General features: G+C 44.0%; 10 protein-coding genes. 1 reads left to right on the forward strand and 9 read right to left on the reverse strand.

Annotated features, from left to right (window positions below):
* Nucleotides 1-80 precede the first annotated feature (80 nt).
* The 6 genes from CLV57_RS00265 to CLV57_RS00290 all read right to left on the reverse strand — a co-directional run bounded on the left by CLV57_RS00265 (nt 81) and on the right by CLV57_RS00290 (nt 9,861).
* Entirely contained in the window at nt 81-3,215 is a 3,135-nt protein-coding gene (locus CLV57_RS00265; RefSeq protein WP_100339375.1) for an efflux RND transporter permease subunit, read from the reverse strand.
* Nucleotides 3,216-3,276: 61 nt separating this feature from the next.
* Nucleotides 3,277-4,374: an efflux RND transporter periplasmic adaptor subunit gene (locus tag CLV57_RS00270; protein WP_100339376.1), complete on the reverse strand. Its 1,098-nt coding sequence runs from the start codon at nt 4,372-4,374 to the stop codon at nt 3,277-3,279.
* Nucleotides 4,375-4,389: 15 nt separating this feature from the next.
* Nucleotides 4,390-5,664 carry a TolC family protein gene (locus CLV57_RS00275; RefSeq protein WP_100339377.1) on the reverse strand — a complete coding sequence of 425 codons (1,275 nt, stop codon included), beginning with the start codon at nt 5,662-5,664 and terminating at the stop codon, nt 4,390-4,392.
* A 74-nt stretch (nt 5,665-5,738) separates the two neighbouring features.
* Nucleotides 5,739-7,112 carry a sensor histidine kinase gene (locus tag CLV57_RS00280; protein WP_100339378.1) on the reverse strand — a complete coding sequence of 458 codons (1,374 nt, stop codon included), beginning with the start codon at nt 7,110-7,112 and terminating at the stop codon, nt 5,739-5,741.
* Between the two features lie 6 nt (nt 7,113-7,118).
* A complete protein-coding gene (locus tag CLV57_RS00285; RefSeq protein ID WP_100339379.1) occupies nt 7,119-7,796 on the reverse strand; it encodes a response regulator transcription factor in 678 nt (225 codons plus the stop codon).
* Nucleotides 7,797-7,824: 28 nt separating this feature from the next.
* Nucleotides 7,825-9,861: an FUSC family protein gene (locus CLV57_RS00290; protein WP_100339380.1), complete on the reverse strand. Its 2,037-nt coding sequence runs from the start codon at nt 9,859-9,861 to the stop codon at nt 7,825-7,827.
* Nucleotides 9,862-10,155: 294 nt separating this feature from the next.
* Here CLV57_RS00290 and CLV57_RS00295 point away from each other — a divergent pair, with 294 nt between their 5' ends.
* Entirely contained in the window at nt 10,156-10,491 is a 336-nt protein-coding gene (locus CLV57_RS00295) for an L-rhamnose mutarotase (protein ID WP_100339381.1), read from the forward strand.
* 118 nt (nt 10,492-10,609) lie between these two features.
* Here the strand turns inward: CLV57_RS00295 and CLV57_RS00300 are convergent, their stop codons facing one another.
* Genes CLV57_RS00300 through CLV57_RS18520 form a run of 3 tightly spaced genes read right to left on the reverse strand, consistent with a single transcriptional unit; the run spans nt 10,610 to nt 15,446 of the window.
* Entirely contained in the window at nt 10,610-12,319 is a 1,710-nt protein-coding gene (locus tag CLV57_RS00300) for a RagB/SusD family nutrient uptake outer membrane protein (RefSeq protein WP_211290005.1), read from the reverse strand.
* Nucleotides 12,320-12,330: 11 nt separating this feature from the next.
* Nucleotides 12,331-14,592 carry a SusC/RagA family TonB-linked outer membrane protein gene (locus tag CLV57_RS00305; protein ID WP_211290006.1) on the reverse strand — a complete coding sequence of 754 codons (2,262 nt, stop codon included), beginning with the start codon at nt 14,590-14,592 and terminating at the stop codon, nt 12,331-12,333.
* Nucleotides 14,593-14,615: 23 nt separating this feature from the next.
* A complete protein-coding gene (locus CLV57_RS18520) occupies nt 14,616-15,446 on the reverse strand; it encodes a TonB-dependent receptor plug domain-containing protein (protein WP_211290007.1) in 831 nt (276 codons plus the stop codon).
* Nucleotides 15,447-15,495: the final 49 nt, after the last annotated feature.

Raw genomic sequence — 15,495 nt, forward strand, 5'->3', positions numbered from 1 at the left:
CACTTGTATACGCAAAAGGCGAATTGAGTTATTCAATTCGCCTTTTGCGTAACTTAATTTACCAACTACTTTAATCAACCTTAGCTAACTTTTCCAATTGTAGTTAATAATTTTCTGTTTTTGCGGTTATGCACAAAGCGGTAAACGCTGGAGTAAATAACCGGCAACATTAACAGCGTTAGTATGGTAGCGGTCATTAAACCACCTATTACTACTATAGCCAATGGCTTTTGCGTTTCACTGCCTATTCCTGTTGAAATAGCGGCGGGCAGCAGGCCTATAGCAGCCATTAAGGCAGTCATAACTACCGGCCTAACCCGTGATATCACACCGTTCAGAATAGCCTGATCTAAAGGCATACCCTCATGCAGGTTTTTATTGAACACAGATATCAGTATTACCCCATTTTGTATACAAACCCCGAATAAAGCTATAAAACCTATACCTGCCGATATACTGAAGTTAATGCCTGTAATGTGCAGGGCCAGTATACCGCCAATGAGCGCGAAGGGCACGTTCATAATAACCAGTATAGCATCTTTGGCATTACCGAACATGGTAAACAGTATCAGGAAAATAACGATCAAACAAACAGGCACCACTTGCGACAAGGTTTTTGATGCCCTTATCTGGTTCTCAAACTCTCCGTTCCATGTAAAGCTGTAGCCGTGCTCCAATTTTACAGCCGCATGTACTTTTTCCTGCGCCTCGGCAATGGTGCTGCCCAGATCCCGGCCACGAACAGAAAATTTAACAGCTATGTAGCGGGAGTTATTATCCCTGAAAATAAACGCCGGACCTGTGATTTCCCTGATGTTGGAGATCTCCTTAAGCGCTATTTTTGAGCCGTTAAGTGTTGGCACCATCAGGTTTTCAATTTTATCCTGCCTGTCTCTGAAAGGTTTATCGTAACGGATACGGATATCAAACTTGCGTTCACCTTCATACAGTTGCGATGCTGCCTTTCCTCCTATAGCCATTTCAATTACCGCGTTAGCATCGGCAGTAGCCACGCCATAGCGTGCCATTTTTTGCTGATCCAATTCTATCCTGAATTCCGGCTGGCCCAGGTTACGCAGTACACCTAAGTCATCAACACCTTTAATGTGTTTTAATACGCGCACCACCTCATCGGCTTTTTTATCCAGTTGGTTAAAATCGGGGCCAAATATTTTTACCGCCATACTTGCCGGCACGCCGGCAACAGCCTCGGCCACGTTATCAATAATGGGCTGCGAATAGTTAAATACAATGCCCGGGAAAACGCTTAGTTTTTTATCCATCTGGGCAATTAACTCTTCCTGGCTGATGTGGCGTTTCCATTGTTTTTTTGGTAACAGGTCAACCTGTATCTGCACGTTAAAGAAGCCTTTAGGGTCGGTACCATCGTTGGTACGGCCAACCTGCGACAGCGTTTGCTTAACCTCCGGGAAAGTAGAAAGGATCTGGCGCATTTTGTCGGTTATTTCTACTGAGTTCTCCAACGATGTACTCATAGGCAACTGAGCGGTTACCCAAAGCGCACCCTCATTTAGTTGCGGTAAAAACTCAGTGCCCAACAGTTTGGCTGATGCAAAAGTGAGCACCATAAAACCGGTGGCAACCATTAAGCTAAGTTTTTGATGTGCATACACATAAGTAAATAATTTGCGTATGCCATTCTCAAAAAACGATACTACCGGGTTATGTTTTTCCTTAACGTTTTTATTCAGCAATATGCTTGATAAAGCTGGCACCAAGGTAAGTGTGAACAACAACGCACCCAGCAAAGCAAAGCCTAATGTGTAAGCCAGCGGCGAGAACATTTTACCCTCTACCTTTTGGAAAGCGAAGATGGGCACCAAACAGGTGATGATGATCAATTTGGAAAAGAAGATAGCCTTACCCATTTCACTGCCCACGTTTTTGAACAGGCTTAGTTTAGCAGACTTGTTAAATTTTTCCATGCCAAGTTGTTTGGCCCTGTGATCCAGCGCAACAAATAACCCCTCCACCATTACCACCGCACCATCTATAATAATACCAAAATCCACAGCTCCCATTGAAAGCAGGTTGGCATTCATCCCCTTAATACGCATACATATAAAGGCGAACAACAGTGCCAGCGGTATAATCATGGCAACGGTTAGCGTTGTGCGCCAGTCGGCCATAAAAAGTAGTACAATAACAGTTACCAATACAATGCCCTCTAACAGGTTATGGATAACAGTTTCGGTACAAAAATCCATCAAAGTGGTACGGTCATAAAAGGTGTTTATTTTAACATCTTTAGGCAGCACATTCTCGTTAAGATCCTTCACCTTATCGCGTATGCGCTCTAATACCACAGCGGGGTTTTCGCCCTTACGCATTACTATAATGCCTTCAATAACATCATTGTGCTTATCGCGCCCAACCTGGCCAAGGCGCGGCAGGCCGCTTTCGCGTATAGTAGCCAGGTTACGGGTAAGGATAGGTACGTTGTTGACGCTCTTAACAATAATGTTCTCAATCTCGCTGATGTTATTAATGAGGCCTATACCGCGCACCACAAATGCCTGGTTGTTCTTTTCAATAATATCACCACCAACGTTAACGTTACTGCGGTTTATGGCATTGTAAACATCAAGCGATGTAAGGCCATACTTTTGCAACAGCGATGGATTGACGCTCACCTCATAGCTTTTCTCTTCGCCACCAAAGCTATTCACGTCGGCTACACCGGGTATGGCTTTAAACTGGCGGTCAAGTATCCAATCTTGCACAGCGGTAAGGTCTCTGATAGATTGTGTTTTTGATGTTAGTGTATAACGGTAGATCTCTCCTGTTGGACCATATGGCGGCTCAATCTCGGGTTTTACACCATCGGGCAGATCGGCGTTGGTTAGCCTGCTCATTACCTGCTGCCTGGCGAAAGAATCGTCAACATCGTCATCAAAAATTATCCTGACGTAAGATAAGCCGAATGATGATGTGGTACGCAGATTAGCTTTTTTCTGTACCGAGTTAAGCACGGTTTCCATGGGGATGGTTACCAGCTTCTCCATTTCTTCCGCGCTGTGGCCGGGCCATTGCGCTATAATAATGATCTGGGTGTTGGTAACATCGGGGAAGGTTTCAATAGGGGTATTCATGTAACTCCAAACACCGCCTACGGCCAAAACAATGGTCATAAAAAAAACCATAGCCCTGTGGCGCAGTGAGAAGTATATTATATTTTTAATGAGCTTGTTCATTGTATGTATATTTTAGTACGAACGCTACTTTTTGCTCCGGATAGCCTGTAACAACCGGCTATTAATTTTGGGTAAGTGCATTGTATAGCAACAGCTGATTTTTGGCAACAACCTTTTCGCCGGCTTTAAGGCCCGAGAACAAGTAGGTAGTATCTTCAACTGTTTTTAAGATACTTACTTCACGTACCTGGAGGTCGCAGGCGCTTTTATAAGCGATAACGTAGTTTTTACCATTATCAAAAATTACCGACCGGCTGGGTATGGAGGTTGCAGTAGTAGCATCCTCATTTACAATGCGCACATTGGCAAACATTTCCGGCTTAAGCAACATTTCGGTATTTGGCAATGCTATCCTTACAGTCATAACTTTTGTATCCGGGTCAAGCACTGAGCTCACATTGTCAACCTTACCCTTAAAGGTTTTGTCTGGATAAGCCAGGGTATTTACATAGGCAGTGTAGCCGTTTTTTACTTTGGCAATATCAGTTTCATAAACGTTGGCTTTGATCCAAACATCTTTCATGTCTGATATCACAAACAAAGCGCTGCTATTATCCTGCCTGATGAAGTTACCGGCAGATATGTTCATTTCAACAATATAACCATCGCGTGGGGCCTTAACCACCAGCATACCGGCGGCATTGGTATTACCTCCGCCGTTAATAGCTATCTGGTCTTCCACCTTTCTGTTTTCGGCAATGGCCTTGTTGTAATTTTCTTTGGCTTCGGTATAATCTCTTTCGCTTGATATGCCGTTCTTGTATAAATACTCCGCTTGCTGCAGCTGGCGTTTGCTTATGGCCAGGTCAGCTTTTGATGAGGTCAGGTCTGCATAGTTACCTGCCACATCAGCACTGCGGATGGTAGCCAGTACCTGTCCCCTGCTTACCTTATCGCCCAGGGAAACCTTAACGCCCATTACCTGCCCGCTGGCAAAAGGGAATACCTTTACTACTTTGCTTTCATCGAAAGACACCTCTCCGGTCAGCTTTAATTCGTTTGTTATAGGCGATGTGCGCGCGGTATCAATGCTGATCATTTTTGCTAATGAATCGCTCACGCAAACCTGTTTGGTTTCCATTGTACCGGTTTTCTTTTCTTCGCATGATACAATGCCAAGCGTGGCTATTGTCATCATAAATAAAATACCTTTTTTCATTGTTTATACAGATATTTAGGGGATAGTCACCACGTTAGTGCCAACAGCATAATTTAAGTCGGCAATTGATTTTTGCAGTTCAAGCTGCAGTTGTAATATTTTGATCTTGGTTTCTTTGTACGAATCAAAAAAGTCTATAAACTCGGGCAAACCAATTTGCCTTTGCTGGAAGCTTTTCAGCATAGCGTTAAAAATGTTATCGTAACGCTCATAAAAGTCGGTTTCGGTATTGTTCAGCAATTGCTGGCTAAGCTTGTATTGCTGCACAGCCGCGTAAACATCAGCCTTTAATTGTAACTCGCTGTTTTTAACTACCATTTCCTGACTTTTAGCTGCAAACTGTGCAGACTTGATGTTGCCTTGATTGCGGTTGAACAATGGTATAGGTAAGCTGATCTGCAAGCCTACATAGTGGCGGGCGTAGCTGCTGTTTTGGTCATAAGCGGCGCCCACGGTTACATCGGGTTTCGCTAAAGCTTTTTGTAGAATGAGCTCATCATTACTTTGATCAAGCGTGTATTTGTTGGCTAAGTGGTCACCGCGTGATGCCATGGCTTGCTCATAAAGCAACTCGGGGCTAAGCGTTTGCGCGGGACCCGCATCTGCAATAAGTGGTTGAATAAACACCGCCGGATCAACCGCCAGCAAGGTTTTTAATTCCTTTTGCAGATCATTCAACTGCCTCCTGTTATCAATTTGCTGGTTTTGAAGCGTGAACAGCAACGCTTTTAACCTAACCAGGTCTTTTAATGACGAATTACCCGATTGGTAAGATTTATCTACCGCGTTAACTAACTCAGTAGCAGCGTTTATCTCTGCCTGATAGATCTTGTTTTGCCCGGCTAAATTGGCTGCCTGGGCTAAGTCCAATTGTAAATTGTACCGCAGGTTGCGCAGCATGTCGGTAAATTCTGCTTCCTGTACCCTGCCGGCATCTTCCGCAACTTTTATTTGCTTGCCGCGTTTACCGGCTGTTTGTATCAGCTGGCTCATCTGCACAAAAATCTGCCCGTTATTACCACTATGGTTAAAATACCTGTGGGTGTTGTCGGTGATGTTTTGGTCAGTGCTTAAAACAGGATTGTCCCACAGGCGGGCTTGCTCAACCAGCGCCTTTGTTGCATCAACATTGTACTTTTGGGCCAGCAGACTAAAGTTGTTTTCTAAAAACCTTTTTTCAGCATCTTTAAAGCTTAACCTTAAAGTATCTGTTTGAGCAAGAGTACGGTTGGCGGTAAGCACAAAAAGGCAAAACACAGCCAGTTGTATTACTCTAATTATTCGTCTCATTTCCTTTAAACTATTAACAGTTCAAAGCTATATTGACCGAATTAGACCAGAATTAAACCGAAATTAGATTACAATTAAAATTTTAGTTGGGATGTTGGAAAGGAAATAATGAACGAACTGCCTGAAGATCCGTCAGACTCCACCTTGATAGTCCCCTTAAAAAGGGCAATTATTTTTCCGGCTATATAAAGCCCTACGCCACTGCCTTGCACGCTTTGCGTTCGTTTTACTCTGTAAAAAGGCTTGAAGATGTTTTTAGCTTCATCCTCACTTATGCCGGGGCCGGCATCGGTAATGGCAATGGATATGGTATTGTGCGTAACCCGGAAATTAAGCAGTACAGGTTGCCCGTCTGAGTATTTGAAGGCATTATCTATTATATTGTTAATAGCAATGTCTAACAGCGCCTTGTTTGCCGGTATAACCAGTTCATTCTCATCTTCGGGCAGCTCGGTAAAGCTGATCTTCAGCATGCCCGGTGCTTTGCGGGCGGCCCAAATATCATCCAGTTCCCATATCAATTCATCTACTCTTACAGGCGCAAGCTCTGTTAAGGTGTAGTTAAAGTCAACCTGGGCAAGTTCCATCAAACTGGAAATGATCTCGCGCAGCCGCATGGCATCTGCCGAAATGGAACGCAATATCTGTTCATACTCCTCTGTGGTGCGCTTTTTCTCCAACGCTACATCTGCCTCGCCCATAATGGAAGTTAGCGGCGTCCGCAATTCATGCGAAGCATTGGCCACAAAACTTTGCTGTAACTCAAACGCGTTTTCCAGCCGCTCCAACAGGTAATTGAAATTACTTATCAGCTCGGCTATCTCATCTTTATTCTTTACATCATCAATACGCTTGTGCAAGTTGCGCGAGCCTATTTGATGCATCTGGTCTATAATGCTTTTAATGGGTGAAAGCGCCTTTTTGGCAAACCATTGCCCTGCAAAAAACAGCACGCCGCTGAAGCATATAAATACGATCAACGTGAGGTAAGCAATGGTAGTTAGCCGCCGGTGAAAGCTACGATCAACCGCCGATGCCAGAATAACAAAATTGCCCTGATTGTCTACAACATGTTTGCCTACTACCTGCCTGTCTCCTTCCTCGTACTCTATACTACCGTTTTTTCTAACTTGCTCAATAATGGCGTCTGTCCAGTAAATACCGTTGCTGGCATCAAATGCGGCTTTGTTACGCTCGTTGTAGATCCTCACAACTTCATCAGGCAAACGTTCAAGGTATTTGCGCTGTACGGAATCAAGCTCCTGGGGGCCAACCTCGTCTGCTTCGAGGTAAAGCTTGGCGGCCAGTTCAACGCGGTCGGCCAGGCGTTGGTTAAAGTCTATCCTGAAATAGGTAAAAACCGAAAAATATACCGCCAGCAAAACCAACAGCAAAGCTCCGCAGCTTATCAGCGTGAAGTAGATAGATAAACGGGTTTTAATTTTCATTGGCCGCTACTTTAGTATATAGCCCATACCTATTACGGTGTGTATCAGTTTGCGGTCAAAGCCTTTTTGTACTTTGTTGCGCAGGTAGTTAACGTAAACATCAACCATGTTGGTGCCGGTATCAAAGTTGAGCCCCCACACCTTCTCGGTTATAAACTCCCTGCTCAGCAGCTTGTTGGGGTTCCGTAAAAACAGGTCCAGCAGCGCGTATTCTTTCGCGGTGAGCACTATTTGTTTACCGGCACGCTCGGCGGTTTTGTCCCACATGTTGAGTTTCAGATCTTCAAATGCCAGCACATGCTCATCAGCGGCCTGTACCACTTGCTGCCTGCGCATCAGGGCATCTATACGCGCCAGTAATTCACTGAAATGGAAGGGTTTTAAAAGGTAATCGTCGGCGCCGGCTTTGAGGCCGTTCACCTTATCATCAACCGAGCCCAAAGCACTCAGCATCAACACCGGAACACGCAGCTTGTGCTCCCTTATCTGCTTGCAGAGCTCGATACCGTTTATAATGGGCAGCATTATGTCCAGGATGATCAGATCATACTTGTTACTGATGGCAGCGTTCAATCCGGCAAAACCATCGTTCATTACATCTACCTGGTGGTTATGTTCACCAAGCCCGTTTGTTATGAACGATGCTACTTTTTCTTCGTCTTCAACCAGTAAGATGTGCGCCATGCTGCTAATTAACAGTTATTGAACGAAGTTAAACAACTTTACCATACCTTTCAAAATTGTAAGCTTGCACTACCAATAGCAACTCCCGCGTTAGGCTTTCCAGCAATGTTTGGGCAGTTTGGTTATCCTTTTCAACTGCAACGGCAGTGTTTTGGTCTGAAAACGCGCTTATTGCCCGTTGCAGATTCATTTTGGCGCTATACATTAGCTGCTTGTCAATTACAGCTCCATCAAACAAAAAGAAGGAGAGAATAACGGAGTTTAAACGGTAATTGAGCAGTAAGATCTGTTTAAGTCCGGATAAATTTTGAACACCCGGCTCAATTTGCGAGTGTTTTAAACCTTCAAATAATCCGGCAATTTGCTGATGAGCTTCCTTTCTGGCCAGGCGGATATTCACCTCGCTCTCGCCGTTTGCAACAGCATTTAACAATTTAGCGTTAGCCATTACTGCGCCTTTAGCAAAGGCATCAAGCTCGGCCTTCACCCATACCGGGAACAAAAAGATACCCGCCATGGCTAAAGCGCAACCAGCAAGGGTGTATAGCAACCGCGCATAAAGCACACCGCTGCTCCCACCAGAATAAACACTGGCGAAAAGCACCGCGCAAATAGTTATAGCAAATACGCTTTTATCATAACGTGATCTGTTCAATGCAAAAAAAGCCGCCATGCAAACGCAGACGATAGTAAGCAATGCTGCAGGTGAAGCAATTAGGGCCAGCAGCACATAAGCAACAACCAAACCTGCAACTGTCCCACTTACACGCTCCAGGTTACGTTGCCAGGTAACAGCCACCCTGGGCCTTGACACCACCATAATAGTTAATAGGAACCAATAATTATAATGATCTTTTGTAAAAGCAAAAACAGCACAGTAAGCTACAAACAACATCAACGCTAAACGAAGCGAGAACCGCAACAATGGCGAACGCCAGTGCAGCTGTGCAATAAATGTTTCCTTAAATGTTTTACTATCCGGCAAAAACCGCTGAAGCTGATCTGTTGGTAAGTTGGCTTTTGTAGCTTGCGGCGTTGACATGGTTGCTAACAACAGTTTAACAGTGTGCACATTTTGCAAAACGGCATTAATAAGGAGCGACTCCTCTTCCGTACCCTGGATGGCCAGCTCCCTTAAACTGCCCTCTGTAGCCTGATCTTCATCGCTACTCCTTACTGATCTGCCGAATGGCAAAAGTGCAGACATGCTGTGCAAGGTTTTAGCCTGCCGGCGAATGAGCGTGGTAATGTGTTTTAACGTCTCCGACCCGCTTAAAACTTCACGCAGTTGCCCGTGATCAAGCGGCGTTGCAATAAAATGCTCATAAAGTTGCATGGTTATGGTAGCTATAGCTATTAACTGCTGTACATCTTCACCGGCCTGTTGCATTGCTTTTCGGTCGGTCAGTAAAAGCTGTCGTACTGCATCCTGCTTCGCGGTAACCATCAGATGCAGTTTCATCGTTCGCTGGTAAGCCACATCCAATGGCACATCTGGGTCATAGCAATCTGCACGCGCCATTAAAAAGTCGGCGGTGAGTTGAAGGAGTCCCTGTAACTCCTGCCTCAATGAGCTAAACGGACGCAGGTAACTTTGCAATAACACAACTGCATGAAACAATAATGCACCAACTATCATATAGGCGCTAAATTGTATGGGATGTACCGGGCGCAGGCCCAGCATAAATATCATCATGGCAACGCCGCTCATACCTACAGCGCCAGCAGCTGCACCGAAGCCGTTCCATAGCGCTAACAGGAAACTAAAAATCAATAAAACTAAACCTGTTGCCACCGGACTAACCAGACTGCAGTTAAAACACACTGAAACCACCGCTGCAACCAGTATAGATTGCCAAGCCGTTTTTATTTTGCGTTGCCTGTTACCGGGGAGATCTGTCAGGCTAACAATAAGCACACCTGTTGCCATACCACTGGTAAGCTCAGGAGCATGCCTGTAGCCTATTAACAGCGGCAGTATAATTAAAGCAACGTTTCGTAAAGCATCAATTACATTCTCGGGCAACCGGAAATGTAACGGGCTTTTGTTATGAGTTCCATTCATGCGTATAGAGACCGGCAAACCTAAAGCTGGCCAGCCTGATTAATAAGATCAGTTAATGTATAATGAGCGTAAATAAATTTAGCTTACTGCCCGGTGTAAATGTCGGTTTTTTATTTGAGTAACAATGCTGTATACCTTATTATGGTAAGCATTGGCATGCTTTGCTCGATATAAACCTACAACGCTCGTTTGTTTATTATTGCTTCAATTATATTAAAACAGTAATAATAAATGGTTAGCTTTGGTAGCCTGCTCCCCCGGTATACAGGTTATCATCATATCCAATAAAAATTAATGAAACGTTACTGTTTAGCGCTCGATCTGAAAGATGATGAAGCTCTTATTGCTGAATATGAGTATTGGCACCGCGCCGAGAACGGCTGGCCCGAAGTACGACAAAGCATTATTGACGCGCACATTACCGCTATGGAAATTTACCGTACCGGCAACCGGCTGTTTATGATCATGGAAACAACTGATGATTACTCGCCGGACGCTAAAGCCGCTATGGATGGCACCAACTCAAAAGTACAGGAGTGGGAACAACTGATGTGGAAGTTTCAGCAGCCACTGCCTTGGGCTAAGCCCGGAGAGAAGTGGGTATTGATGAATAAGATATTTGAGTTATAAAGTATATCTGTACTAAAAACAAAGGCCGCGTTATTGCTAACGCGGCCTTTTTAATGATAAAGTTTAAATTTAAATAATAACAGTTAATTAATATCCCGGAGTTGGCGTTATCTGAGGATTACGCCTTAACTCGTCTCTTGCAATTGGCAGCAGACTTTTGTAGGCCTGGAAGGTACCGGTTTTGTCCAGCAACACTATTTGAATACGTTTTTACTCCGGTGGTTACGTTTTTGATAATATCAAACCCGTAAATTTTGGCATTCTCGGTGGTTGTGGCAATTCCCCAACGCCTCACGTCAAAGAAACGGTGCATCTCAAACACCAATTCAACTCTACGCTCATTATAAATACGTTGTCTTAACGCTTCTCCGGTTAGCGTGGCAGGCAGGTCCGGAAGGTTAACACCTGCACGGTGCCTAACTTTATTTACATACGTTCTGGCTGTAGCTTCGTCTCCTAATTCAAATTTTGCTTCCGCATAGTTCAGATAAATTTCTGCGATCCTGAAAAACGGCCATTGCTGCACCTGCGGAGTTGATCCGTTGATGGGGCCTGTAGACGGCATAAACTTCTTTAACACTGTGTTTGTACGCGGGTTATCGCCGGTCTTTTTATAGGAATCATAACCAAATGTAGAACCATCTTCAGAGACCCACATTTCAAACGCCGTAGGCGCGTTAGGGGTTGCACCAGGATTAAATACCGAACCGTCATGAATTACACTTGCCTCAAGGCGAGGGTCACGGTTAGCCCATGGATTTTGCGGATTGTACCCTGACAACGGATTTATAGTTCCATCAGGCAGATAGGGTTGTTCTCCATTCGTCATATCGTAAGAATCAACGAGGTTGGCAGTAGGACCACTGCTGCCCCACCAGCCGCCATTGGCCTGAAAACGACGATTTAAGTGGTCCATTGGCGCATTATGGCCGTTGGTAGCCGAAAATCCTCTCGAATAGATCACCTCATTTTGAACATCGCCCTGTTTCATTTCAAAAAGCTTCTGGTAATCCGGATACAGATCATATCCACTGTTTAACAACGCCTCGGCAGCGTCAGCGGCCTTTTGCCATTTTTGAACATCTTTACTGGGGCTAAATAACGGAGAAGCAGCATACAGATAGGTACGGGATAATAGCGCTTTGCAAGCATCGCCGGTAGCTCTTCCGTAATTGGCATCTGTTGAGGCATATTTAGCAGGAAGGTCAGGCATTGCTTCCATTATATCTTTAGCAATAAACGTAACGCATTCCTCAAAAGTGTTTCTTTTAAAATTTGCCTGATCGCCAAGTTGATATACCTTGTCTACAATTGGAACGCCGCCAAATCTTTCAATTAAATTAAAGTAAAGAAATGCTCTCAAAAACTTTGCTTCAGCCACCATCCTGGCCTTGTTGGGCAGATTAACGGTAGTGGTAGCCATTTTGTCAAGGAACACATTGATCTTACGCATATATTGATAAGCTATGTTCCAGTTGTAGAGAAAACCGTTTGAACTTGCCCAAAAATCAATTGTAGGTGTAATGTTGGCGCCTAACGAACCAATATTATCGGGATTGTAGGTATTGAGTTTAAACAGGTCACCCCCGCAGCAGGCAAGGCTGTTAAAAGTTTCATCGGTATACTTAGAATAGCCCATACTCACGTTAAAACCGTGTACCTGGGAGTTGTAAAGCTCGTTATGATATGCTTCTATGAGTTTTGGATCACTCCAAACAGCTTCGTCGGCAAGTTTATCCTGTGGTGATATGTCCAGTACATTCTTCTTACAGGATATACTCAACATTACAACTAACACTACAGGCAGTATTATTTTAATTGTTTTCATCGTTATATTTTTTAAAATTGTAGGTTAAGACCAAAACTTAATATTTTCAATGGCGGATAGCTTGTAAAACTTCCGGGCATTTCGGGGTCTCTCCATGAAATTTCTTTAGACCAGGTTAGCAAATTTGTTCCATTGACAAATGCCCGCAGACCGGTAATTCCCAGCTTCTTGGTAAAGCTACCGCTAAACGTATAGCCTATTTCAGCATTTTTTAGTCTCACAAATGTCGCGTCATACAGGAAAAAGTCTGTAGCGCCGCCCGGAGACAAATTATTTGCCCGAGGCATTGTTGCGCCTTCCTGATTGGTAGGGGTCCAGCGGTTATTGGCGCGATAAGTAGTTCCATTATCAAGATCCTCTAAACCAAACTCATCCACAGTTCCATCGTACGTAAATGCTTTAGCCTGACCCTGGAAAAACAAGGTTAAGTCAAACCCTTTGTATTGAAAATTGGTATTCAATCCGAACACATACAAAGGTGTTGGCGATTGATTAGTCATGTAGCGGTCATTCCCATCTATTTTACCATCGTTGTTTAAGTCAAGTACCTTAATATCGCCTGGCTTGGCTCCAACTACGTGCGGATACTCATCCAACTCTTTCTGGGTGTTAAATATTCCGTCAGATTTGTAGTACAGGCCTGAACCAAGCGGCATACCTGTATTTCTTTGATAAGGTTGCGCCGGTGGCACCTCGTCCATAAATACAATTTTACTTTTCGCGTAAGCTACGTTTGCATTAATTGAATAAGTAAGTTCTCCAACCTTGTTACGATGCGTAAGGTCCAGTTCAAAGCCGTTAGTGTTAACTTTTCCTATATTTTGGTCGGGTATATTAGGGAAGCCAAACACCCCGCTAACCGAAAGATTTGGCCTGCGGAGGATATTTGATCTTTTTTGGCTGAATACTGTAAAGTCTACGTCAAGCAATCTGTTGAACAAACTGGCACTCAAGCCAAAGTCCAGCTTTTTACTCACCTCCCAGGTAATATTAGGGTTAGGAAGCGTACTGGAGTAAATACCCGGTACAGTAGCGCCGCCAAAAACATAGTTATTTCCAAAATCAAAGTTTTGTAGAAATTGAAACGGATTAACCTGGTCATTACCCAACTCACCATACGATGCCCTCAATTTCAGATCTCTGACAAACTCCACGCTTTTCATGAAATCCTCTTGCGATATTCTCCATCCTGCTGATACGGTTGGGAAGAATCCGTATCTGTTATTAACAGGAAATATGGTAGAGCCATCAGTACGGAAGGCGGCTTCTAACAAGTATTTTGATTGATAGTTATAGTTGAACCGGCCAAAAAAACTGTTATATGCACCCGCTGAAGCGTTACCGCTATTACCCAAATCTTCAGGTCTGGTACCCCCTAAACTTATTTGGGGAAGTGCCGGGCTAAGGAAGTTTCTGCGGAAAGCCGATGCAAACGTGTTTGAAGTTCGCTGCTGCTCTGTACCTACCATTGCAGAAATATTATGATCCTTGGCAATTATAGTTTTGTAGGATATCCTGAAGTTAGTAAGCGTGGTTACCCATTTATCATACCTGTCTGTAAGAGATATAACGTCGGTAGAGTTTATACGATCATATTGTTTTGTTTGCGTGTTATAAACGTGCCAGTAGTAGGGTTGATTAAACGTTTTTTGGAACTGGTTCCTAAAATCGTAATTGTAAGTTGCGTCTAACACAAGGCCATCAACATGCGGAACTTTAAAGCTTGCAGTAAAAGTGGTAGTTATAGGGTCATCATTCCATTTGTTATAGCCTCTGCGATCTGCAAGCAACGGACTACTATCAAACCGTCCTCCGGCAAGCAAACCGTTTGGATATATAGCAGGCAACGTAGGATTGGCTTGTAGTATAGTTACAAAGTCGGTACCTACAGCTTCTGAACGCTCTTTAAATACGCCCGCTACGTTAGCGCCTACGGTTAAGTACTGAGATAAGTCTGCATCAATCCTTATCCTTGAGTTATATTGCTTGTAACTGTAAGGCTGGTTTCTGTAATTGCTGCCCTGGTTGGCGTAGCCAAATGATAACATATACCTTACTTTTTCCGAGCCTCCGCTGGCCTGAAAATTTATTCTTTGCTGAGGTGTATTCTTATTTAAAGAAACCTGCGGCCAATTGGTGTTAGGGAACAGAATAGGATCAGAGCCGTCGCGATACTTTTGAATATCAGCAGCCGATTTGTATGCAAACGGCCCTCTGCCAAGATAAGAGTAGGTTTCATTAACAACTTCTGAGAACAGTGCCGCATCCATCATTTCAGGCACCTTGGTAGGATTGGTTATACCAATACATAGGATAAATTGTAAGACGTTTTGCCTCTTGACCCGGGCTTAGTGGTAACTAATATTACACCATTACCCGCTCTGGCACCATATATAGCTGCCGAACCATCTTTCAATACTGTTATACTCTCAATATCCTGAGGGTTTAAGCTTGAAAGACCGCCGGTACCGCGGGGCACTCCGTCAACCACAACAAGTGGGTTATTATTACCAAAGGTACTTGCACCCCGAATTACGATGTTAAGATCTTCTGATCCCGGTACACCGTTACGTTGATTAACCACCAGGCCGGGAAGTCTGCCTGCCAGACCGGTTGCTACGTTTACAGCCTGATTTTTGGTAAGTTGTTCACCATCTATTTTGGCAACCGAACCTGTGAGCGTTTCACGCTTTTGCGTACCATAACCAACCACAACCACCTCGCTGAGTTGTGTTTGCACCGGCTGAAGTTTTACGTTTATTGTGGTACCGTTACCGGTTGCAAATTCCTGATTTTGGTAACCTATTACCGAAAAAACGAGGGTAGCTCCTTGCGCAGCCTGAATGGAATATTTACCGTTAGCATCAGTAACCACACCTGTTGTAGTTCCTTTTATGGTAACGGCCACACCGGGCATAGGTTGATTAGTCTCGTCTGTAACTGTACCTGTTACGGTTGAGCTTTGCTGTTGAAATAATTTTGCCGTTGTAATGGTTTCATTAATTGATGCCCTCGCGTTGGCGCCCGGCAAAATAGCCAAAGCTACGCACGAAAACGATATCGGAACAAGCGATTTTTTAGACAATACCGTCCATGCCCGAAGAACGACCTTCGAATTTAAAGTCATAATTTTTTGAGTTTTTGGTTTTCTACTTGGTTAATAACAAATTGGCAGA

This window comes from Mucilaginibacter auburnensis (genome assembly GCF_002797815.1).
Lineage (GTDB): Bacteria > Bacteroidota > Bacteroidia > Sphingobacteriales > Sphingobacteriaceae > Mucilaginibacter > Mucilaginibacter auburnensis.